The 23378-nt window shown below is 38.1% G+C and carries 15 protein-coding genes and 1 pseudogene; 10 read left to right on the top strand and 6 right to left on the bottom strand.

What is annotated here, in order from left to right; all coding sequences use genetic code 11:
• Nucleotides 1–2: 2 nt before the first annotated feature.
• The 3 genes from soxY to Q1A31_RS18430 all read right to left on the bottom strand — a co-directional run bounded on the left by soxY (nt 3) and on the right by Q1A31_RS18430 (nt 6365).
• Complete coding sequence (gene soxY / locus Q1A31_RS18440; RefSeq protein WP_299880397.1) at nt 3–470, bottom strand: thiosulfate oxidation carrier protein SoxY; 468 nt, start codon at nt 468–470, stop codon at nt 3–5.
• A gap of 74 nt (nt 471–544) precedes the next feature.
• Nucleotides 545–913: a sulfur oxidation c-type cytochrome SoxX gene (gene soxX / locus Q1A31_RS18435; protein ID WP_299880394.1), complete on the bottom strand. Its 369-nt coding sequence runs from the start codon at nt 911–913 to the stop codon at nt 545–547.
• Nucleotides 914–1397: 484 nt separating this feature from the next.
• A complete protein-coding gene (locus Q1A31_RS18430; RefSeq protein WP_299880391.1) occupies nt 1398–6365 on the bottom strand; it encodes a choice-of-anchor U domain-containing protein in 4968 nt (1655 codons plus the stop codon).
• Nucleotides 6366–6720: 355 nt separating this feature from the next.
• Between Q1A31_RS18430 and Q1A31_RS18425 the strand changes: the two genes are divergently transcribed.
• From Q1A31_RS18425 to Q1A31_RS18415, 3 genes are all read left to right on the top strand, one after another.
• Complete coding sequence (locus Q1A31_RS18425; protein ID WP_299880389.1) at nt 6721–9852, top strand: CRTAC1 family protein; 3132 nt, start codon at nt 6721–6723, stop codon at nt 9850–9852.
• 396 nt (nt 9853–10248) lie between these two features.
• Nucleotides 10249–10719 (top strand): hypothetical protein, encoded by a 471-nt coding sequence (locus tag Q1A31_RS18420; RefSeq protein WP_299880386.1) that lies wholly within the window; start codon nt 10249–10251, stop codon nt 10717–10719.
• 1 nt (nt 10720) lies between these two features.
• Complete coding sequence (locus Q1A31_RS18415) at nt 10721–11926, top strand: hypothetical protein (protein WP_299880383.1); 1206 nt, start codon at nt 10721–10723, stop codon at nt 11924–11926.
• A gap of 432 nt (nt 11927–12358) precedes the next feature.
• Here Q1A31_RS18415 and Q1A31_RS18410 read toward each other — a convergent pair whose 3' ends face one another.
• Entirely contained in the window at nt 12359–13654 is a 1296-nt protein-coding gene (locus Q1A31_RS18410; RefSeq protein ID WP_299880380.1) for an oligosaccharide flippase family protein, read from the bottom strand.
• Between the two features lie 429 nt (nt 13655–14083).
• Complete coding sequence (locus Q1A31_RS18405) at nt 14084–14992, bottom strand: sulfotransferase (protein WP_299880377.1); 909 nt, start codon at nt 14990–14992, stop codon at nt 14084–14086.
• A 567-nt stretch (nt 14993–15559) separates the two neighbouring features.
• Here Q1A31_RS18405 and Q1A31_RS18400 point away from each other — a divergent pair.
• The 4 genes from Q1A31_RS18400 (at nt 15560) to Q1A31_RS18385 (ending at nt 19574) form a co-directional block, all read left to right on the top strand.
• Nucleotides 15560–16498: a hypothetical protein gene (locus Q1A31_RS18400; protein ID WP_299880374.1), complete on the top strand. Its 939-nt coding sequence runs from the start codon at nt 15560–15562 to the stop codon at nt 16496–16498.
• A gap of 391 nt (nt 16499–16889) precedes the next feature.
• On the top strand, nt 16890–17507 hold the full coding sequence (locus Q1A31_RS18395) for a sulfotransferase (protein ID WP_299880371.1): 618 nt from the start codon (nt 16890–16892) through the stop codon (nt 17505–17507).
• A 133-nt stretch (nt 17508–17640) separates the two neighbouring features.
• On the top strand, nt 17641–18669 hold the full coding sequence (locus Q1A31_RS18390; protein WP_299880368.1) for a hypothetical protein: 1029 nt from the start codon (nt 17641–17643) through the stop codon (nt 18667–18669).
• A gap of 77 nt (nt 18670–18746) precedes the next feature.
• The gene (locus Q1A31_RS18385) at nt 18747–19574 is read left to right on the top strand and encodes a sulfotransferase (RefSeq protein WP_299880365.1); all 828 of its coding nucleotides are present in this window, start codon (nt 18747–18749) and stop codon (nt 19572–19574) included.
• A gap of 104 nt (nt 19575–19678) precedes the next feature.
• Here the strand turns inward: Q1A31_RS18385 and Q1A31_RS18380 are convergent.
• Nucleotides 19679–20239, bottom strand: a pseudogene (locus Q1A31_RS18380) (IS1595 family transposase).
• A 308-nt stretch (nt 20240–20547) separates the two neighbouring features.
• Between Q1A31_RS18380 and Q1A31_RS18375 the strand changes: the two are divergent.
• From Q1A31_RS18375 to Q1A31_RS18365, 3 genes are all read left to right on the top strand, one after another.
• Nucleotides 20548–21342 carry a metallophosphoesterase gene (locus tag Q1A31_RS18375; RefSeq protein WP_299880362.1) on the top strand — a complete coding sequence of 265 codons (795 nt, stop codon included), beginning with the start codon at nt 20548–20550 and terminating at the stop codon, nt 21340–21342.
• Nucleotides 21343–21390: 48 nt separating this feature from the next.
• Nucleotides 21391–22260: a diacylglycerol kinase family protein gene (locus Q1A31_RS18370; protein WP_299880359.1), complete on the top strand. Its 870-nt coding sequence runs from the start codon at nt 21391–21393 to the stop codon at nt 22258–22260.
• Between the two features lie 248 nt (nt 22261–22508).
• Nucleotides 22509–23204: an OmpA family protein gene (locus Q1A31_RS18365; protein ID WP_299880356.1), complete on the top strand. Its 696-nt coding sequence runs from the start codon at nt 22509–22511 to the stop codon at nt 23202–23204.
• The last annotated feature ends 174 nt before the right edge of the window (nt 23205–23378 follow it).

Below are 23378 nucleotides of genomic sequence, written 5' to 3'. Positions count from 1 at the left end.
TATTAGCCTCCGCAGCCGCCTTTAGTTACTTTAACGTTAGTTTTTGCTGTATAGAACTTATCGCCAGCTTTAACGATTGCAATAACGTCTGTTGTCTTGCCCATTTTAAAGCGTGACTTCACAGCAGCCTCTGCTCCTTCGCCCATCATATATCGTGCAGCAAATGGAGTTGGGTTAGCAGCAGTTAAAGAGATAATTTCTGTTGTACCTTCAATTTCAGAAGTTATACCAACAGGGACAACCGCACCATTTTCTGCAATTTCAGGGGCTTTGATTTTAATTTTATCCGACTCTTCTGCACCGGTAGCGCCGAGCATAGTCATTATTTCATCAACTGATTTTGCTTTTGCTAAGTCTGCACCCATAACCGCAGCAGCGAATACGTTGCTTGAGCTAAGAAGGCCAGAAGTAACTGCAACGCCAGCAGCGCTAGCTACTAATGTGCTTTTTAAAAAGCTTCTACGTTTCATTATAATTCCTCTATATAAGGTTTAAAGTTTAAAAGATTGTTCTCCATCGAACAAACTAAGGCTCTGGTCATGGGTTATAGACTGTGTACGTAATCAGTTATCAAATCGATTTCTTTATCAGTCAAAATTCCATGAGAGCCAAAAGGAGGCATGATGGTGTTTGGGTTTTTAGCGCGCGCATCTGTAATTTGTGCTTTAAGAATAGCTTTGTCAGGAAAACGAGCTTTCATTGCAATCAATGGTGGACCGATATTCCCTGGTTGATCACCATCAGACATCATGTGGCAAGCTAAGCAATTTCCTTTTTTAATACCAAAAGCAAGTTTTTTACCTTGCTCTAAAGCACTCTTATCTTCTGCTATCGCAGTAGGTGCGATTGCTAATACTCCTATTAGTGTCAATGCAGATGTAGCGATTGACAGTACGCGAAAACTATTTCGCATGTTTGACCTCCTAGTTAACTTATTATCTCTAAATTTTTTTTAATATAATTGTATGTTCGGTATAAAGAATAGCTCATTCAAAAAAAATTAGTTGTATTTTTAATAATCGCTGAAACGTATTTGTAAATTTAAAAATCAGGGGATGGTTTCAGGTAGAAATACAATAAACAAATAACTAATTTTTTATATTAGGTGATATTGCCGTTTATATGGTGGTTTTCCACTATGTCTTGATCGACAAGATATCTAACTGGCAAAACGGATTCAAAAGATCTCTCAACTATGCACTCCAAAGTATGCTCAAATAATTAGCAAGATAATTTCAAAGCTAACTACTACCCTTGAAATAAATTACCGCCCTTTAGCTAATAGAAGAAAAAACAGCAGGAGAAGAGCATTTAATAAAAGCCTTGAAAGATTCATTGCACATAGGCTGACATAACAGCCTATGTGCAAAATAAATTACCAACAAACTCTAAAACTATTAATATTTTCTTCGTCTTTGGTAGTAAGTCATTGAGCCCAGCATTAGCATAATTAAAATCATCAATGCCCAATTTGAAAGAGTTGGTATCGACTGAGCACCAGATAATACTGCAAGCCCACCTGGGTCCACGATAGTGCCATTTGCATTTCCATCTGCATCCCCAATTCCGCCATCAGTTATCGAGAAACTAACCGTATTGCCACTGATAGTTGAAGGTATCTGGAACCATGGGGTTCCTTCTTTCCAATAAGCAGCATTAGCAGGAAGTGGTTGACCATAATCCATCGTGACAACTACTGTTTCACCCACGGCACAATTAATGATTTCAAATGTGATTAGACCATCTACAAAACTTAGCACTGAAGGTGGAGTAATTGTAGCTCCGCTAACGTCAAAATATGCTTGGTTACTGGTATTGAAAGTACATCCAGATTCAACGTTAGTACTGGTAAACGTTAAGGTACCGGTTTCACCACTTGGTAATAAACTACTAAATGTACGTACTGCTCCTATTATTACAGTTCGCGTTACACTGCTTGTGTTATTGGCATTGTCAGTAACGGAATAAGTTAAGATGTAAGATCCTGGTGCTGTACCAACCGTACCTGAAGGAATTATGCTACTGGTTAAATCCCCATCTACAATGTCACTCGCTATAGCACCATCATCAGTAAATGCCCCCCCAAAATCTAGTGAAACAGTGCTGGACCCATTTAAAGTAATCACAGGTGGTGTAGTGTCCGCAATTGTAACGGTTTGCATTGCAGTACTTGTATTATTCGCTCCATCAGTGACACTCCAGGTCACTATCGTTGTTCCAACAGGGAAAGGTCCCGTAGTGCTAGGTATTGCTGTTAACCCACTACTAACAGCATCAGTCACTGTAGCGCTAATAGTGACAGGTGTTTGATTAGCAGTCGCCTCTAGGGTAATAATTTGCTGAGGAAGAAGAGTTATAACGGGAGCTAGAGTGTCAACAACCGTTACAGATTGTATTGTGGTTGATATATTTCCAATGCCATCTGTAACTGTCCATGTAATGGGTGTTGTACCCAGTGGTAATGATGATCCATCAGGACTTGGTGTAGCAGTCAAACCAGCATCTATATCATCATTAATAACTGGAGTACCTAACATTACAGCCGAAGTAACGCCTGTAGCTTGAAAAGCAGGAATATCAGCGGGTGCGGTAATAACCGGTGGCGCATCAACCATCAAAGTATCAGTCGCAGTACCACTATTCCCCGAAGATGAAGTGAGGTCGCCAGAAGTATTAACCTTATCACCGATCGTTGTGTTAATGACATCAACTGAAATAGTACAACTGCTTGCTACACCAACAGAACCCCCAGTATAGCTAATTATGCTAGCTCCCGAAGCAGCAGTGACAGTTCCCCCTGTACAAGTGGTTGAGGCATTAGACGGAGTCACTATTACCAACCCTGCGGGTAAACTATCAGTGAAATCAAGCGCGGAAGCTGCCAATAAAGCACTCGCTGAATTATCAATAGTAAAAGTCAGTGTGCTTACTGTATTCGGGCCATTTAAAGCAACAGTATCGGGCGCAAAAGCCTTATTGAACGTGGGTGCTGGTTCAACAATTAAGTCAGCAGTTGCAGGTGGTGATACAAATAATCCATTTATGCTTAAATCACTAGTGGTATTGGCAAAGCTTCCGGTGTCTTCAACATCAGGTAGTGTAACTTCAACATCGAAGGAGCACATACCATCCATTGGAGGCAATTCACCACCGGTGAATGCTAACAAAGAGGTACCAGTAATTGATGAACCTGCACCACAGGGCATTGCTGGCAAACTGGTTGCGACTAATCCACTTAATACTGATTCGAGATCATCAGTAAAGGAGATACCACTGGCCGCAGAAGTACCCGGATTAGAGATAGTAAAGGTTAGAGTAGCAGTGCCTGTAGCAGTGCTAGGCCCATCGAAGGATTTACTAAATTGCAATAGGTTGATAATTTCTAAATTATCGCTGGCAGCACTCCCTGTAACGGCCAAGCTATCAATGACTCCTGTAACTGAGCTTGTGGTATTGGTATAAATATTGGGAGTTGCCGTAGCAGGTATATCAACCGTGACATCTATCTGGCAATCTGTTGTACCAACGGCGAGCACGCCACCTGTAAAGGCGATTGTGCCACCAACGTTGACTGTACCGCCACAACCATTAGCTATGACTCCAGTCGCAACTAAACCAGATAGCATAGAATCAAGGTTATCAGTAAAAGCAATCGCTGATGCAGCTTGTGTCGGATCGAGATTAGTCAATGTAAACTGCAGAATAACGCTGCCACCCGGTGCAACAAGATCATCTGCAAAAGACTTTTCCAGTTGTATTAGATCACTGTTAACAGTAAGCGTATCCGTGGCAGGCTGCACAGTTTCAGCTGTGCCTCCAACGGTCGCAGATAAAACGTCCGTCACATTGGAATAATCCCCGTTCGCAGCACCAGCAGGAACTAAAACAGGCACTTCGATGGTACAAGTTTCTCCGCTCAGTACGCTACCTCCTGTATAAATCAAGAAAGTTGTTCCAGATAACGTTCCTCCACAGCTATCAGCTGTTGCGACACCCGTTGCAGTCAAGCCGGATAAAGCGCCACCAAGGTTGTCGAAAAAAGATAAAGCTGTAGCATCATCAGTTGGATGCAGATTCTCTATACTAAAACGCAAGGTGGTTGTAGCACCCGGAAGCACTGGGTTGCTTAGGAATTCTTTGGTGAATTTAATACCAGAGATTTTCAGATCATCACTGGCAGGAGCTGAAGTTGCGGCCAGCCCACCTACCGTAGCCATTACGCCACTGCTGGTATTGGTGTAAGTTCCAGCAGCTGCATCGACAGGTACGTTTAGTGTCACACTTATGGTACAGCTTTCACCCGGCGATAATGAAGCTCCCATCAGGGTTAAGAGTGTATCTCCAGCCGTAGCGCTTAATGTTCCAGTACCGGGGTTTTCTCCAGCACCATCGGGAACACAAGCTGCGGTCAGCGGTAATCCCGTAGCTGTAAGTCCATTTAATGCAGGAACAAGGTCGTCCATTAAATTATCCGTAAAGGAGATATCTGTGGCATCACCACTCGCATCAGCAGGATGACTAAGGGTGAATTCAAGGGTAACAGTGCCACCGGGAGTAGCTGGGTCATCACCAAATACTTTTGTCAGACTTGGCGCTCCAATAACCGTCAAGGTATCACTGGCAGCTTTGCCGGTACGCGTAGCGCCGTCAATAGTAGCGGTCGGCTCCTCAGTGGTATTTGTGTAGATGCCGGGGGATAAATCTACTGGTATTGTTAGTGTGACATCAAATGTACAAGTTTCACCAACAGCTAAACTACCGCCCGTTAACTGAAGTCCCTGCCGATCTCCACCTACAGATGTCATTACAACCGAAGAGCCACTGCCACATATACCATTAGCTGGGAGTGTGGTGACACTAACCACGGGAAAAGGCAAAAAGCCTGACGTCAGATCTGGGGGGGTGCCACCACTGCCATCGGTCAACTCATCAAGGAATTCGATATCTGTAGCAGCAGATGTAGTACTGGGGTTGGTAATACTAAAACGTAGTACCACATCATCCCCTGCATTGACTACAGGGTCCGGCGCTAGAGTATCAGCGTCTAAAAATTCCTTTGTAAGTAGGGGGGTGGGTGCAACAAATAGAACTTCAGATGCCGTATTGCCGGTCACTGTGCTTCCGTCAACCGTTCCCGTAATAGTACTTGTGATATTGGTATATGCGCCTGGCGCTGCACCTGCTGGGATAGATAGACTGGTACTGATGGTACAAGAACCACCCGCTGCCACTGTGCCTCCACTAAAACCGATAGAACTCGTTCCAGCTCCTGTAACAGAACCACCACAATCGTTGGAAAGCAAACTCTCGAAGCTCAAACCAGTAAGGGCAGCGCCAAGGTCGTCCGTAAATGCAATACCTGTAGTTGTACTATTACGATCAAAGTTATTAAGTATAAAGTCCAGATTCACTATTCCACCAGGTGCTACTGGGTCATTTACAAAAGATTTCTGTATGGACAATGGTGTGGTGGTAACTGTGAGGGAAGCACTGGCATTTCCCGCCGATGTGAAATCAGCGAGTAAATCACCACTGACGTTGTTAAGAACACCGCTACCACTTGCAGTAACATCAACAGTTACTGTACAGGTGGCTCCAATTGGCAGGACTTCTAAACCGTTGACAAAGTTACTCCCGTTTGCATCTAGAGTAACAACACTCGACCCCTGAGTTGCCGTGACCGTAGTATTAGGGGCGCTCGCACTTATACAATCGGTAGATACATTCGCGGGATCAGCTACTATCATCCCGGCTGGTAAATTATCAGTGAAATCCAGAAAACCCACCCTAGAGGCTCCAGCGGTATTATCGATAGTAAAGGTTAAGGTACTTCGGCCACCTAATGAAACACTATCGGGGGAAAAACTCTTGCTAAAGCCCGGCAGCGTGGTGACAACATTCAGATCAGCAATAGCTGATCCGCTATTCCCCGCACTGGACGTTAGATCGCCCGAGGTATTGGTGTGTATACCCGGTGTACTACTGGTGACATCAACACTGACAACACAGCTTGCATTTGCGGCAACGACACCATCACTGTAGGCAATGGCACTACCGCTATTGGGTGCATCAAGTATGCCGTTGAGACAACTTGTAGAGGCATTCGCCGGATCGGCAATGGTAACTCCAGCTGGCAATGGATCAGTGAAGGCCAGATCTAATGCAGGAATAGGAGCATTTGAGTTATCTATAGTTAATGTCAGCGTAGATACACTACCAGGCCCTATGGTAGCTGGACTGAATTGTTTAGTTAAAATAGGAACAGAAACACCAGCATATGCTGAATGTGCAACTGAAAAACTAGCAATTAATAAAAGTAAAACCAGTAAATTTTTTCCAAATGCTTCCTTAGAAACCTGCAACATTCCTTATCTCCTTTGATACTCTCTTCAGTCACTTTTTAACAATTCTTCAGCAATTTATTCAGCAACTGCGCAAATTTATAATATTTTTTATATATTGTTCAGTATAGATTAGTTTAGAAGAAGACTTTGGATTTATTAGTAATAATGACGTTTTAGCCATAATTCAGCTATGACATTCACGGCCTATGTGAGTTTTTTAATTGCAGTATTGATGAAAAAAAGCTTACTCTATAAGCTAAATTATTAAGAAACATGATGATTGATGCTTTATCTTATCAGCGTCACAATCGTATAAACTGGAAATCTTAATCACTCACTATCAATAGACAGAAATTGGCGCCTAATGACAATCCAAATGAAAAAAAAGTATTCAAGCACCCCAAGATTTATTTCAACGTTAGCAATTTTGCTCATCACCATTTTATTGCTACCTCCCAAGTTACACGCCAAAGGTATCAGCGATATTCTTAGTAGCATTAAGGACCTGGAAGGTCGCAAGGACCCCAAGTGTTATGCGACTGCATCTAGACTTGAAAATTTCATGTATGGCACTCCCCTGACTGATGCCGCACGATTTGCTAAGAATAACTTACAGGCGCAGTGGGTGAATGATGTGTGGGAAAGGGCGTCTAATTTAGCAAAACAAAACAAACAAACAGACATTAACGCTGAGCATATAAAAACAGCATCAAAATCTATTTTAGACTTTTCCAAAAATACTTTTGGTGATTGGGAAGTTAAGTTTCAAAATAGTGATCCAGTAGTAATTAACAAAGTCGATGAACGCCAGTATGGCAGTATTGCTTACTCGCTTCGTGCAATATTAGCTGCCCAACAAAAAAGTGAGAAAGACCCTTCCAAATCTATATTGCCATTATCCAAAGCAGCGATTGATGAATTAAAACTGTCTTTGGATATTTTCACCTTAGCGGTGCTCAAACAAACAGACCAACAGGCTCGGCTTAGTAATAGTTACACCTTAGAAAAAGATGTGTTGGTATCAACATGGGAGCGACTATCTGGCCTTAAACAACAAACCAGTGAAAACAACATTAGCAAGGTAAGCAAACCAATAAAGTTAGAATTATTGAATTCCATTATCAAACAAAAAATCTCATCCTATGAAGCTTATAACAAAATAAGCAATCAGCTTTTTGTGAGAAATTTGCAAGTCTATTTTGCCCGGAGTAGCTGGCCTAAAGACCCTGAAGTAGGAAAACAATTCAAAGGATTATTTACCGAAAGCATGATTGCTTTTGCTGCAGACTTATACAAAGGTGCTGAAGCCAATGCGCTAAAAAAAGGGCATGCATTTATCGAAGAATCGGATGTCAGTGATTTTGTGCAACGATTCATACCACACCATATTAATGATTATGAGGATGCTATCTTTTTCCCCGCCCTGGAACCCAAAGACCGCATTGAAATAGAGTCTTACGATATGGATGCTTTTCGAGATACCGGCATCCATTGGCGCTATTTACAATACGCCATTGATGATCCTGAATTCAAAGCTTTTTTAGAACCTGATCCATTTGCCTCTGAATTAATCGTGGAAAATATCGCACAATTTGGGGTTTTGGCACTGCGTATGACTGGCGTAGTGGGGAAAAAGCAGGGCAAAAAACGTATTGAGCTGGATCATTTCAGTACTGCAATTAAGGAAATTCAGAGTCGTATAAACCTCCATCAAAAAGTGGCTAATCAAACTAAGCAAATACAGCAGTCGACAATATCTTCAGTTGAAAGTGGGCAACGCGAAACAAAGCAACAGACTTACTTTTCGGACGTTACAGAAGACCTTGGCATTGACTTTATGCATCGTTCTTCCGATTGGCTTAATAGACTACTGAGGAGTTACCTGAAAAAAGACAGCACCACAGGAATTATAACAATCCCTCCTGCATTTGGAGGCTCTGGTGTGGCGGCTGAAGATATCAATAATGATGGTCTAGATGACATACTGATATTAAGTGGCCTTGGCAATAAGCTCTATGTAAATCGCGGCAATGAAAAATTCGAAGATATCACTAAAACTGCGGGACTAAACTGGGTTAGGTCAAAAGACAACTTACCAGGGGAACCTCGCCAACCCGTTATCGCGGATTTTAATAATGATGGAAAACAGGATATTTTAATTACCTATGTGAATGACATCCATAGGGTCTATATGAATCTCGGTAATGAAAAGTTTGAAGATGTTACAGCTACCGCTAATTTAGGTGGGCAAGATCTGGTGGGTGGCCCAGCGACAGTATTTGATTTTGATAATGATGGATTGCTGGATATCTACATTACGTATTTTGGTAATTACTTAAAAGGCGTTCTTCCCACTTTGAAACGTCGTAATTCAAATGGCTTACCTAACCGCCTGTTTAAGAATATGGGAGGATTTAAGTTTAAAGATGTCACAGCAGGCAGTAATCTTGATCATTCTGGTTGGGCGCAGGCTGTTACTCATACTGATCTGGACAATGATGGGTTGCAAGATGTGATAGTAGGCAATGACTTTGGTATCAATGCTTATTTCAAAAATCTGGGCAACGGCAAGTTTGAAAATATTACAGCCAAAATTGGCACCGACAAACCATCCTATACCATGAATATCGGGTTAGCCGATTTGAACGACGACCTTTTCCCCGATATTTATATTTCAAATATAGTGACGATGAACAAGGATGAAAAGTATGTTCTTCCGACCGAATCGACCGAGATGAAATTCAACCCTGAAAAACTCGCTAATATGCGTGTAGTCGAAGCGAATGACTTATTTTTATCGCAACCAAAAAGTGATAAACAACTTACTTATAAGCTCAGTCAGGCAGTTGATAGAGGGTATTCTTCAACAGGCTGGTCGTGGGACGCCGATTTTTTTGATGCTGATAACGATGGCGATGAGGACCTATACGTACTCAATGGCATGAATGAATTTAACCTGTATAGCAGCGAAAACCCCTACTACACCGATCCTGTAGAAAATAAGAAATTAGATGTATTTATCCCTACCGACACCAAAGAATCTAATGTTTTCTTTATTAATGATAACGGCCGTTTTCAAAATGTGTCTAAACAAAGTGGCATTGATTTTTTAGGTAATTCAAGAAGCGCGGCTTATTTGGATATCGATCAGGATGGTGATTTGGATATTGTAATCAACAACTATCATGACAAAGCGGTTGTGTATAAAAACAATGCAGAACAACTCAAGAATAACTGGCTTAAAATCAAACTAGAAGGTGCCCCGGAAAAGAAAATTAATAAAGATGCCATCGGTGCAAAAATTATCATTACAACCGAATCAGGCAGAAGAATCTGGAGAGAAATACACGGCTCAATAGGTTATATGTCGGCGCACCCTAAACTACAACATATTGGTATTGGCAAAAGTAGTAAAGCTGATTTACTGGTCGTTTGGCCAAATGGGCACACGCAAAAAATTAGCGACTTAAAAGCAAATCAGAGCCACTTGATTAAATACGAGCAATAAACAGAACTCACACACCGTTTTTGCTATCTTTTGATCAAAAAATGAACATAAAAAAATATTATGATCCTGAAATTACTTTAGAGAAAAATATGATGTCACCCCCCTACTTTTAAGGGGTTTTTATTGATTACATCATAGCTAGTAAAAACAAGAAAAAATAATAACAGGCTATAACGACAACAGACCTTAATACATTTAATAATTAAATTGTGACATTTTTCACAAAATTTTACCTATACTGAGAGTAGAATTAGTTTAGATAAAATTCGAAATCAAAGGCTATCGTAGTATTGATACTTTAGTATCTTTAAAACAATAATCTGAATAAAGCTATCAAAATAATAAAAATCAAACCCAGTTTAAATGTGTATCACCAACAAATGAGAGGAAGTCAATATGACTAGATTTAAAACCCAACTACTTTTAGCAGGGTGTGCCTTGTGTATAGCAAGTTCAGGTTTCGCCAATGAAAAAGCCGTTGCAACTGAATATTTTGATGGCTCTACTCTTGCCTTCGATTATAAAGGAAATTTTAACAACACCACGATTAGTGTGAGTGGTCCTAATGGTTTTAATACCCAAGTTTTTCAAGAAAGGGGGACGCCTACAGTTAATTTATCAGGACCTGCATTAGCAGGAAAAGCATCCAAAGCTAGTTTGCCCAGCACAGTTTCACTCGCCGATGGTGAATATCAATATCAGATTACGGTCGCGACCGATAAAATTATCAACGTTACAGATACGCTCGATAATGGTCGAGGTAAAAACGCTAAAACCACAATGAATGCCAGTGAAACCCAATCTGGTTCTTTTCGCGTTAAAGACGGTTCTATAGTCACCTATACTGATATTCAGGAGAGCGAATAATATGAAACACTTAAAAATATTAAACTATGCATTTTCCGTTGTAGCTCTCGCTGGCTTAAGCTCAGTATCCAGTTCTGCATTAGCTGATCAAGTCATAGTCGATGACTTAATAGTTGATGGAAGTGTTTGTGCTGGACAAGATTGTGTAAATGGCGAATCTTTTGGCTTTGATACATTGCGATTAAAAGAAAACAACTTGCGGCTTCACTTTGAAGACACAAGTGCCTCTGCATCTTTCCCTAGTAATGACTGGCGCATAATTGCTAACGACTCTTCAAATGGTGGCGGTAATTATTTAGCCATTGAAGATTCAACTGCAGGGCGTCAACTTTTCAGAGTTGATGCTGGCGCTCCAGCTAATAGCTTACGCGTAGACAGTCAAGGTGATGTAGGTATTGGAACTGCTACTCCAGCAGTTGGGATTCATCATGTAGATGGAAACACACCAACATTACGCCTTGAACAGGATGGCAGTTCTGGCTTTACCCCGCAAACGTGGGATATGGCGGGAAATGAATCTAACTTTTTTATTCGCGACACGACCAATGGCAGCAAGTTGCCGTTTAGGATTAAACCGGGTGCACCCACAGATGCATTAACTATAGCAGCTGATGGGGATATTGGTATGGGTACGCTTTCGCCAGATGATGAGCTTGATATAGAAGGTACCGGCCCAGCTGTTCGTTTAACGCAGGGTTCCGGCCCATTAGGCCCTATTGCATGGAGAATGTTTGTAAAAGACGACTCGAACCGGTTCAACATTGGAATCGCTGACGGCAATACTCCTGTCAAGATTGGCAATGAGGCCAACAATAATTTATTAAAAGTGGGTACTAATGCTAGTGACCAAGTCGACATCACCGGTAACCTGGTCATTTCTGGTAGCTGTTCTGCTGGAGGGGGAGCCTGTGCTGACCATGTATTCGAAGCAGATTATAAAAAGTTATCCTTGGCAGAGTTAAAAGATTTTATATCCACTAAAAAGCATCTTCCAAAGGTACCGAGTGCCAATGATATGAAAAAGAATGGAATAGGTGTGGCGCAAATGTCTGGGCGTTTACTTGAGAAGATAGAAGAGCTAGTACTCTATACATTAGAGCAGCAAGAGACTATAGATCGGTTGCAAACACGCATGGCCACACTTGAGACTAGTGACTCGTTAATGAAACCATTAGTGCTTAGGTTCGATAAAATTATTGAAGAATAGGTAAGATTCAATAATCAATTTAATTTTGCAAGTAATCAGGAAATTGTCCGAGGATAGATGTTGTGAAAAGGAAATGTAGTCGAATTGTAATATTTTCCGAAAATTACACCTCTTATACTCGGACAGGCTCCCTAAAGGAAGCCCGACTAAATTTAAGTGCTGGTTTAAATTTCCATGGCGGAGTCCAATAAGGCCTTTTTACCTCTTTTTAAAGGAGTGTGAATGGCGATTTAACAAAAGAGTTACCCAAAGCTTCAATTAAAGCGATTGAATCAATGAGTTAAAGAGGACTTAATCTAGTTATCTGGGTCAGCCACTTAAAATATTTTTTAATTGGACTTTCCTTTGGGACTTTCATAAGTAGCACATTAATTAACATCCGTTAGCAACTATTTTTTACAAAATAATCAAACAGTTATCTAATATTTCTTATTAGTTTTTTCGCCAAATTATAGGAAGAGACACGATACCAATGTTTCGATAAAGATAATATATGAGAAAAACGTTTTTAAGCGCAAGCGAGATAGTAGAAGCAATAGCAGCACCTATAGCCCCTAGACTCGGTATCAAAATAATACAAAAACCAACATTCAATAGTAATGTAAACCCTAGATTTATTACGATCATATGTTCTTTTCTGGACACTAGCATGAGTAACCCTGTAGACCCTGCACTGACATTTATAATCTGCCCAACAGCTAAAATTAACAATATGTTACTTGCTTTGTGATATTCAGAACCAAACAATATTGTTAAAAGGCTTTCCCCAAAGAATAAAACAATCAGTATTATTGGCATGCCAAAAAAAGTGCTAAAAATGCAACTACGATTGGCTAAACGCTGTAATTCTTCATGCTGATTATTATTATATGCTTTGTTTAGTGCTGGCATCTGGATAGAATTTATAGCGATTAATCCAAACGGTATTAAACTTGTAATTTGCGCTGCAACTTTAAATTGTGCTACTTCATCATTATTAGCAAAATACCCTAGCAGGATAAAACTGAGCTGTATGTTAAGTGCAACTAACCACCCAATTAAACTTATTTTCCATAAACTTGTGCGCCATTTAGCCAGCTGATATTCTTTTTCTAAGCCGTAATAATTTTTATTATTACGCTGAAAAATAAGAAATGCCACTATTGTCCCAATAAAAGCGACCAATGAAAAAACAGTTAAAACATTACTAACAGTAATTGCTTCATAATATGAGTAATGAGCCAGCAAGGATATAAATATCAAGCATAGAACAGGGCTTATCAATTTAGTTGAAATTTGCCCTAAAATTACATGACCAAGGCCTTTTGTAGCGGCTTGATAGATCGCCATAAAAGGAAGAAAAAAAACTGCGGTTAATAATGGAAATATAATCCCAGGATCAAATTCATCGAAACTATTAATGATAAATACCCCAATAACCACTAGTAAAAAAAAGAAAACTACAAATAAAAAAGAGGAATAAATAATACCCCTTATCAATGGTTGCTCATTATTCTGCTTATACGTTGAGATTTCACGAACAAGAAATATTGGCAAACCAGCTGTTATAAAACTAACTGTTAATGCTACCCAAGAAATTAGATAAGCGTATCTACCGAATACTTCAGGATCTAAAGTTCGGGCAAGAATAGCCCAAGCAAGGAAAGTTAGAACCACATAGGTAATATGTATTAGAACACCTATTACTTCAGTAGGTATGTGAGTTATTCGCTCTTTAAGATTTGCCATACCTTCTTCTACAAATGCCTTTAATAATGATACATATATCGATAAATTTAATTTATTCTAAATTGAACTTACCTGATTATTAGGATCAAAAAATTTATTTCCATTTTAAAAAAATGAGGCTATGAGCTTTTCCATGACGGTAAAATATCAGGATACTGCCTTAGATAATTACTTAAATGTTCTAGATCACCCTTTCTAATTACCTGCAACATCAAGGCCGTTCTTACTTTTCATACTCCGGAAAAAATCTTAAATCTCCAAAGAGTAGTTTTCGAATATTAAGATTACTCTAAAAAAGGTTAAACAGCCTATATTATTTAACTCGATTTAATCTACTACATTACTAAAAAAAGTACTTTTTGCTCATAGTAAAATCGCTATACCAGTTTTTCAGCGATACTTAGAAAATATAGAATCAAACAATACTGGCTATTTCATCCATTCTGACAAATCCCTTTTAATAAGTTTTTCTACCTCTAAAATGTCCTCTATATATATGCTTGTTAGTTCCTTTCTTAATTTTTTATCCAATGAGGGTCTACGAGAAAATTGAAGAGAATTATAGGCATTCCTTAAATACGTAAGAAAGGAACTAGGGATTAAATCTTTAAGTGTTGTTTTTACCCAACTACGTGAACTGCGAATTTTGTTTATGAACTGAAATTTTGCTAAGCCTCGAGGAGAATTATATCTACGATTTAAATCAAATTCGAAAACATTATTTACACCCAAAAAATTAGTTATTTCATTCAGTGTTTGTTTTGGGTCTTTACTATAGTCATCATATAAAATTATCTTAATTTGACTTTTATCAAATAATTGAAAGTAATGCTTTAAAGAAGAAGCATAAAAGCTTTTTTGTTTATAATGGAATTGTGGTGGCCAGTTGTTCCGCATTCTTTCGTCCTCTGCTTCCATAGCTTGAAAAAAATCAGTTAATGGCTCCATGCCTGATGAAACTCTTGCCCAAAATTGTGAATAGGCTCGATCGACAGGCTGTCTTAAAATGATAATTATTTTTACATCAGGAATATAAACCTTCATCCGTTCTGCGGATGAATGTAAGTATAAATAATCAACTGACGCTTCTCCAATAGCTGTTTCATTTGATACTTGGGAAAATAGTTTTTTATATGATGATAAATCAGTACTATATCTTTCCAGGTTATTAATGCCGAGCGGAGGACCTTTATATTCAGGCTTATTATTGACGTAAGCAAAAAATCGAGGTTCTTTTACTGGAGACATAAATATTTGAGGATGCTGATTCAAATAATTATACATGGAGGTTGTACCTGCACGGCCAGCTCCGATAATTAGAAAGTTAGGTAACGTCATTCATGAAATACTTATGATTATACAAGGGAAAGCTTTTACAGTTCGATACAATCTGATTTAGCTGTTGTGGTATTATACACGGGTAAATTATATAGGATGATTTTCCTTCAAAAACATCCTTGTAATTAACTGTTTAAAGTTCAAACAACAAAGTGATTTACTCTTACATAAGCAATTATAAGACACTGATTGATACTTAAATCTCGCCTATAAACCGAACTAATTTTATCTATTAGGCTTACATGCGGAGATTGATTATCGTTATGGCCAGGAATGACTAATGCAAGATATTTTGTACATGTTACGTTTTCTCATTATTGTGGATTATTGTCGTTTGAAAGGTCCAGATGAAGTGGCTTGTGTTACCGTCAAAAAAAATTATCCTGATATAAATACTATGCACAAAGCTATAGTAATTAGTTTCAACGAGATGGTTAACTCTCAATTTCTTTGTTGTATTTACCAAAACCATGAGGAATTTCGAGCTCGATTAATAGCACATCCGTATTACATCTCCCAATTATCAGTTGTAGTAAACAAATTAACCTCAATGGTTTAACAGAAAGTATGGCCTCAATTCAAAAACTCGGAATCCTAGTTGTATATTTTATAGATGAGAACGAAGAACTTATCCTCGACTTACATCTGGATATGATAAAGCAAAACACTCATGTCAATTACACTATTTATGCAGCAGTAAACAGACTTTCACCCAGATTACGTTTAAAACTTGAACAAAGATCCGACTTAATTATTTGCTCTATTCCGACCACAGATATACGTTTGTCTAAGGAGCATGCTTATTATCTGGAAACTCTGGCCGATATAGCAGTCTCTGATAATGTCAGTCATTTATGTACTTTAGATGTCGATTCGTTTCCTATCAAACCTGGTTGGGCAGAAGACCTTGCCTCAAGCTTGACTAATGAATCACCGGTAGCAGCTATTTTACGTGAGGAAAACGGAGATTCTGTTTTAACACACCCATCATGCACTTTCTTTGAACGCAGTTTTTGGGTAACCTATAAACCTCAAATTTACCCTAGTTGGAAAGAGTGCAAATGTTTCGCTTGTCTATTTTTTTACATCCGAAACATATCTGAACTAGATACGGGCATTGGCATCAGCTATATATTGCAGCAAAATGGCTTGTCTTGGAGAAATTTAACAAGATCCAACATGATTAATGAACACACTGTTATGGGTGGTGTATATAGTGACATTATTTTCCATCTTGGTGCCGGTTCTCGTAGCATCAAACTTTGTAGAAAAGATGTACAAAACGTCCATTTATCTACGATTGACAAGCTAAAGTTAAAGATCAGTCGATTTATTCCATATAAACCTTTACAATCTTTTGTATCTGCACGTACTCTCGAAAAGCGGGATAAGTTACTCGTTCCAGTCATTGAAGCTAACCAATTATCCTATAACAAAATTCGTTCAGCATTATTGACTAATCCGAATAATTATATATCTTATTTATCAGGTGCTATCGATGAATAGAAACTCCAAACCCACCAGCAAAAATCCTGATCATCTAATGTTTCTGGAGCATCAGCCTACCTGTATAAACATCTATAACAAAGTATCAAGCAAAACTTAATATGTTAAAAATCTATCGTTATTTACTACCGTATTTACATTTACAAGTTCGAAAAATTACGGACACTCTTTTTCATTTCCGTTCAGAAAAACTATTCTCTAAGTATCTTGAATGCGATAAACCCGCTCAACCACGTTCAGAGAGTCCAGTCATTGTTATTGGTATGCACCGCTCGGGTACAACTCTTGTAACACGCTTGCTTGAAGACCTTTGTGTCTCAATGGGTAATAGTCAAGGGATAAATACAAGTGAAGATTTTTTTTTCAGCGTCGAAATGAAGTTTTACTTAAAATGACTCATGCAACCTGGGACAACCCTGAGGCCTTTTCACGCGCACTAAGATTACCTCATTGGAGAAAGACTTTTACCAAAGTTATTGCGCATGATTTAGAAACATTTAACTTCATGTCTTTTAGATCAGTAAATTTGACGCAAAAGCAAGAACAGGTTTGGGGATTCAAAGACCCAAGAAGTTCGATTACACTTCCAATCTGGCTGGATATCTTTCCTAACGCAAAAGTCATTAATATTATAAGGGAAGGTAATGCGGTAGCTTCGAGCTTGCTACAACGGGGCAAAAACTCACAAGAGAGGAACAAAATACCATCTCTAGTATCACTGGAACCAGCTCTAAGCCTAGATCTTTGGGCAGAATATGTAATGACCGCAAATCAAAACTGTTCTATATTATCCGGTGAGAAATATTTAGAATTAAAATATGAGATACTATTAGAATCACCTGAAGCTACGATTCGACAAATTATAAACTTCCTTAAAATAGATGTTAATCAAGAAATAGTTAATAACGCAGTTTCAAGAGTAAAACGCCCTAATAATCCAGTCGTTAAAGTTGAAGATATTTCAGTTACAGCGAGAACTGCATTAGATTACTATGGTTATAATGATTAATATTTATTACCTAATATCTTGGCGGATTATCATCTTAATAATTAAGCAAAGCTAATATCAATTGGCTTTGACAGTGTTTAAAATAGATGATCAATCATTCATAATAGGAAAAAGGTCTAAACTAAAGTCAATTATGGATAAAGATTTAAATCCACATTATATTAACATCATTTTTGTTAAAGAAAGCGTTGAGAGCCTCAAACCATTTCTGTATTCCCTTCTTGATTTAACTAATTTATCTTTTCGAATTATTTCTAATGGCTGTAATCGTGACGAAGAACAAATTCTAATCAACTTATGTAATAAGTCTGAAAAATTAATATTCTTATCAATGAACTCATCGAAGGTAATTGAACATGGTAAAGTTTTAGACTATTTACTGGAACTTGAGCCTACAGATTTTTTCAGCTTTATGGACTCAGACATCTTTGCAATTGGCCCAATCTCTTACAGAGATATTCTACCAGCCGATAATGAAGTAGCTATAAGCTCTTGCCTACCAGTATGGCATTCAAATATTGATTTAACTATGCCTAAAACATCGAAGATTATGGCAGGACAGTTTATAAAAGATACAGAAGATGATTTTTTAGGTTGCACATATCTTGCATCATACCGTTGTCGTGAACTAAGAGATTTAATTAAATCAATGGGACTATCATTTAAAAGTTATCATAAAAAGGAATTACCACCCAAAGTCTTTATTACTTTAAAAAAACTTGGTTTTGATAAAAGTATTTATGACACTGCAAAAGTTATAAACATCCTCCTTCAAGACCGTGGGCATAAATTATCTTATAGAAATATTAACAACCTTATTCATATTGGTGGTTTCAGTGGTGAAATTAAACCATCAATTTATAACTTTGCCTCTCTCATAAAAGACATTCTAAGAAATTATTTACCAAGAAATCTAATAGCATTTATTAACAGTAGACGGTTCAATTGTAGTAAGGAAGAGGCTGATAATATTATTGAAATAAAAAATCGCCGAGTTGAAATTTGCACTTTAATTAAAGAAATAGAAAACAATACCCTATTATCTGATGCATCTGCTAGGGTACTTAAAAAAAATCCTGACTTGAAAAAATTAGTTAATTTATATAGTACTTATTCCAACCATATAGATCAGACCCCAGCAACATCAGAACAGCTAATTTGAACATATTCATTAAAAGTAAATTACTTTTTGCTTACGCCTTTCGACTCTTCAAGCAAAAGTTACTGTACTACAACACAGTGAAATTATTCTCACAGCAACTAGCTAACAAAACTCCTCTTAAATCCAGACCAGAAAGTCCTATTATAATTATTGGCATGCACCGATCAGGAACTACATTGACTACTCTTTTACTAGAAGATTTAGGCGTGTCTATGGGTTGCGAACAACAAATCAGCACCAGTGAAGACCTTTTCTTTCAACGCCTTAACGAGTTATTATTAGCGCTTTCTAATGCGACATGGGATAATCCAAAATCTTTTTCAAGCATTCTAAAAAATCAAGACTGGAATTTAGCGCTAACCAAAGTCATTAGTCATGAATTGAGCAAGTCCAAATCTATTCGCTTTTCAACAAATCCTTGCAGGCAAAACAAAAGAAAACTATGGGGATTCAAAGACCCTAGAAATACCTACACTTTACCAATTTGGCTAAATATTTTCCCAAATGCTAAAGTTATTAACATATTAAGAAATGGTGAGTCAGTAGCTTCTAGTCTTTTGAATCGGGGGAATAACAATTTGAAGGAAGGGAAGTCATTGTCATTAGTCTCTTTAAGCACATCACTTAGCTTAGACCTTTGGGCTGAATATGTTATGGAAGCGCATAAAAACTGTTCTGCATTATCCGATGAGCAATATTTTGAATTAAAATACGAAACTTTACTAGAATCACCAGAGACAACAATTCGACAGATTCTAAACTTCCTTGAAATAGATGCTAATCAAGAAGAAGTTAATAAAGCAGTTTCAAGAGTAAAATACCCTAATAATCATCCAGTCGTCAAAGTTAAAGATATTTCAGCTACAGCCCAAGCAGCATTGACTTTTTACGGTTATGACGATTAATATTATGATAGATTTAATATTGAATCTGTATGCTAGTCTATATAGTTAATCCTAGAGGCTACCCTAGTTAATCAACCCCTTTTATCTTTAACTCATTGATTCAATTATTTTAATTGAGTCTTTGAGTCACTGTTGTTAAAACGCCATTCACATTCCTTTAAAAAGAGATAAAAGTGATCTTCTGGGACCTCGTTAAATTTCCCAGGTGACGCTTAGCCTGCTTCCAAAAATTATCTCTTCCATTTAGGTGATGATGCTTATAAGCAAACAATTCAATATAATTAATTCGATAGTGCTTAAACTCCGAAACATCTAGCGCATTATGTCTTCACCATGTGTCAGTATAAACAATGCTGTCTGATTATTGGTAATGACGCCCCGCCCGGTGTTTACCGACCACCGTAAAAACCTTGCCACGCGCTTTAGAAGATCAGATACAGATACTTTAGCTGGCGCTCCTCGCCTATGCTTTCCTTTTCGTTTACCACCAAAATAATTTCCATCTGCTTCAAACCATCCTTCAAGGTATTCAGTATGTTCGTAAATGAGTTGGCGCAACCTTTGAAAATAGCAGCTGGGAGCGTTTAATTAACTCCGATTAATGAAGCCGCTGTTCGTGCTGTCGTCCCTGCAACAAAAAATTCTATAAGCCGTACTTGCTTAATCTGCTTTCTATGATTAAACCAAACTAGATAATTTTAGTTATCTAGAACAGCCCCAAAATGAATTTCTCATTAATAGATTGAGACCCAGCTAAACCTTAATACTGTTAAAGATATTATTATATTTCTCTTCAAGTAGTATAGTAGAGTTTTTCCGCTATCTGTCCAAATATAAAAAACATAATACCAAAAAAATTATTGCGAAGCCTTGATATACAAAGCTTTGATAATTGAAACATTGATGCGTAGGTAGCAATTAATTTTGAGTAACCTTTTTATACACACTATTAGAGCAACTATCAAAATTTAGAGTGAATACTTTCATCCATATCTCAGATTTGCATTATGGTCGCGAGATCGCAAATCTAGAGGATAAACTTGTCAAGCAACTAGATAATCTCAAGCCGGACTTAATCATTATCAGTGGTGATATTACCCAGCGAGCTACAAAACAAGAGTTCATAAAAGCCAAAGCATTTCTAAATAGACTTAAATTTCCTTATATTTTAATCCCGGGCAATCATGACCTACCCGTTTTTCGAGTGCTTGAACGGTTCTTTAATCCGTGGAAAAACTGGTGCAAGTATATATCTACGGAACTTGAACCCCTAATAGAAGGAGATGGATATACTGCTGTAGGAATAAATACAGCAAGACGCCTCGGCTGGTATTTTGATTTGTCAAGGGGGCGTATTTCACACCAACAAATAAAGCGCACAGAAGAGATATTTAAAAACAACCCTGATACCAATTTACGCTTATTGGTTGCCCATCATCCTTTTTGGCTACCAAAAGCTTATGAGAGCCGCAACCTCATCGGCAGACGTGACGAGGCAATCGCGGCACTAGATAAAGTCGGCGTAGATATTATCTTAAGTGGTCATATCCATTTGGCGTACCACAAATTATATTCAGGCATCATAATTTCACATGCGGGAACGACACTCTCTAATCGACTTTTGAAAAATCAACCCAATAGCTTTAATGTCATGAACGGTGACCGGAAGAATCTATCTATTGAAAACTGGGAATATAGAGAAGACAGTTTTGCTCCAGTTAAAAAGCAGAGCTTTCATAGAGAAAAAGGTGAGTGGTATGAAACGTAATCATTCTGCGCCATCTATTTGCATCAACTTTACGAATAAATCACTTAAATGAATACATCATCCAAGCGAATTCCACTCTGGATAAATAAATTAGCAGGCAGCTCAGATGCAATAACTGCGGCTTTGCAAGATGATGAACGAATCAAAATAGTTTCGTTAGCACCTGAAGAACTCAATACTGCGATTGACGAAGAAATTAAGCGGAATCCATCCATACTGCTCGTTTCGGGTGGTGATGGAACACTCGCTTTGATTGCTAATAAAATAGCCGGTAAAGATATCTCAATGGCAGTGATTCCGGGCGGGACTTTAAATCATTTTGCCAAACGCCATGATATACCTATCGAACCTAAAGCCGCATTAGATTTGGCTTTGAACGGTCAAAAAAAAGCGATTGATGTTGCTTATGTAAATGACAACCTATTCCTGAATACCAGCTCTCTCGGGGCTTACGTTCATTTCGTGAAAAAACGAAATACCCATAAAGCAGATCTTGGTTATTTATTCGCCAGTGTCTATGCGATGACTAACAGATTACTTAATTTTCGCCGCTTAAATATACAGCTGAACAATACTGTATTAAAAACACCATTGATATTTATAGGCGTTGGTGAACGAGAAGTCAGCTTACCGAGCCTGGGTGAAATAGATCAAGATGGTCACCGAAAACTTCACGTCATCGCTATCAAAAGTCGTAATTCTTTTTCTACCCTACTCGTTGCGATACGAGCAATTTTTTTAGGTGTAGATCCTTTAGAGAAAAATAATGAAATAGAGAACCATTTCCTTACCGAGATGGAAATTACACTGCGTAGCAAATCAGAAACTAAAATAGCACTCGATGGAGAACTCCTAAAAATTAAACCTCCTTTACAATATCGTTATGTAAAAGGTGCTTTCAATCTCATCTCTAAATAACATTCTAAACCTGCGTTCTACTCACAAATATACATATAACTATTAACGTAGGTTAATTCCTACTTTGTAAACAGTTGAAAGATTACCTTGTTAACAGACTCTACTGAGATAAAGTCTTTGAGCAAAGCCATATAGTTACTCCATCGTTGCTTACAACTACTTTCTAGTTCAGAAGCGATTCGAAATCCAGGCGCAGTAAATTTAAACACTGGATAATTTTAAAATTAAAAGTTCTATATGGAGAAATTATGACTATCAAAAATATCACAATGAATATGACGAAAAGCAGTGTAGTAATTTTAACGACTGCTTTAATGGCAACATCAGTAAATGCTATGGAAAGAGGTTATGTACAATCTGCAAACGGAATGGCAGTGACTGATGCTTCGGGAGATTGTGTAACATCTTCTTTAGGTAGCACAGTAAACAGCTGTATTCCAACAGCCGCACCTATTATTGAACCACCACCAGTAGTGAAAGCAAAACCGCCTGTTAAAGCTCCACCAGTGGCAGTTTATGTTGCACCTAAACCTGTAGTAAAACGCATGCCGCAAAAGCCTATAGTTAAGGTGTTAACCCTAAACGAAACAGGTGGCTCAAACTTTGCTTTTGATAGTGATAAATTAAGCGGTAAAGCGATGAGAGAGCTCAACAACTTTGTCGGCAGCGTACAAACTGCAAAAGTTTCGCCCGATCGTATATCGGTAGTTGGTCATACAGATAGCATTGGCTCAGATAACTATAATCAAGGACTATCGGAAAGACGTGCAACTTCAGTTGCAAACTTCTTAACCAGTAAAGGTATGAACAGAAATATCATGAGCGTATCTGGTAAAGGTGAGTCGCAACCGGTTGCTGACAATAGCTCTAAAGATGGTCGCTCTCAAAATCGTAGAGTTGATATAAGCGTCACAGGCCAGAAAAAAGTAATTATCAGACAATAAAATTAAACTTTAACTGATAATTTAAAAGCCAGATTTTTATCTGGCTTTTTTGCGACTAACTTAAAACGGCCACAATCATGCAACTATAAAAAACAGGCTAAAAGGTGATGAGATGGTCTCCTCCTCTTTAATGCGGCATCAAAGTGCCATAATTGGAGATGTAAATCATTCAAT

It is taken from the genome of uncultured Cocleimonas sp. (assembly GCF_947495625.1).
Classification (GTDB): domain Bacteria; phylum Pseudomonadota; class Gammaproteobacteria; order Thiotrichales; family Thiotrichaceae; genus Cocleimonas.
This window is presented reverse-complemented; position numbering and strand designations above follow the sequence as displayed.

Excerpts from the sequence above, each read along its gene's own strand:
- Q1A31_RS18430 (WP_299880391.1), bottom strand. The coding sequence starts at position 6,365 with ATGTTGCAGGTTTCTAAGGAAGCATTTGGAAAAAATTTACTGGTTTTA.
- Q1A31_RS18400 (WP_299880374.1), top strand. The coding sequence starts at position 15,560 with ATGGCCTCAATTCAAAAACTCGGAATCCTAGTTGTATATTTTATAGAT.
- soxX (WP_299880394.1), bottom strand. The coding sequence starts at position 913 with ATGCGAAATAGTTTTCGCGTACTGTCAATCGCTACATCTGCATTGACA.
- soxY (WP_299880397.1), bottom strand. The coding sequence starts at position 470 with ATGAAACGTAGAAGCTTTTTAAAAAGCACATTAGTAGCTAGCGCTGCT.
- Q1A31_RS18415 (WP_299880383.1), top strand. The coding sequence starts at position 10,721 with ATGAAACACTTAAAAATATTAAACTATGCATTTTCCGTTGTAGCTCTC.
- Q1A31_RS18370 (WP_299880359.1), top strand. The coding sequence starts at position 21,391 with ATGAATACATCATCCAAGCGAATTCCACTCTGGATAAATAAATTAGCA.
- Q1A31_RS18365 (WP_299880356.1), top strand. The coding sequence starts at position 22,509 with ATGACTATCAAAAATATCACAATGAATATGACGAAAAGCAGTGTAGTA.
- Q1A31_RS18425 (WP_299880389.1), top strand. The coding sequence starts at position 6,721 with ATGAAAAAAAAGTATTCAAGCACCCCAAGATTTATTTCAACGTTAGCA.
- Q1A31_RS18410 (WP_299880380.1), bottom strand. The coding sequence starts at position 13,654 with ATGGCAAATCTTAAAGAGCGAATAACTCACATACCTACTGAAGTAATA.
- Q1A31_RS18420 (WP_299880386.1), top strand. The coding sequence starts at position 10,249 with ATGACTAGATTTAAAACCCAACTACTTTTAGCAGGGTGTGCCTTGTGT.
- Q1A31_RS18405 (WP_299880377.1), bottom strand. The coding sequence starts at position 14,992 with ATGACGTTACCTAACTTTCTAATTATCGGAGCTGGCCGTGCAGGTACA.
- Q1A31_RS18395 (WP_299880371.1), top strand. The coding sequence starts at position 16,890 with ATGACTCATGCAACCTGGGACAACCCTGAGGCCTTTTCACGCGCACTA.
- Q1A31_RS18390 (WP_299880368.1), top strand. The coding sequence starts at position 17,641 with ATGGATAAAGATTTAAATCCACATTATATTAACATCATTTTTGTTAAA.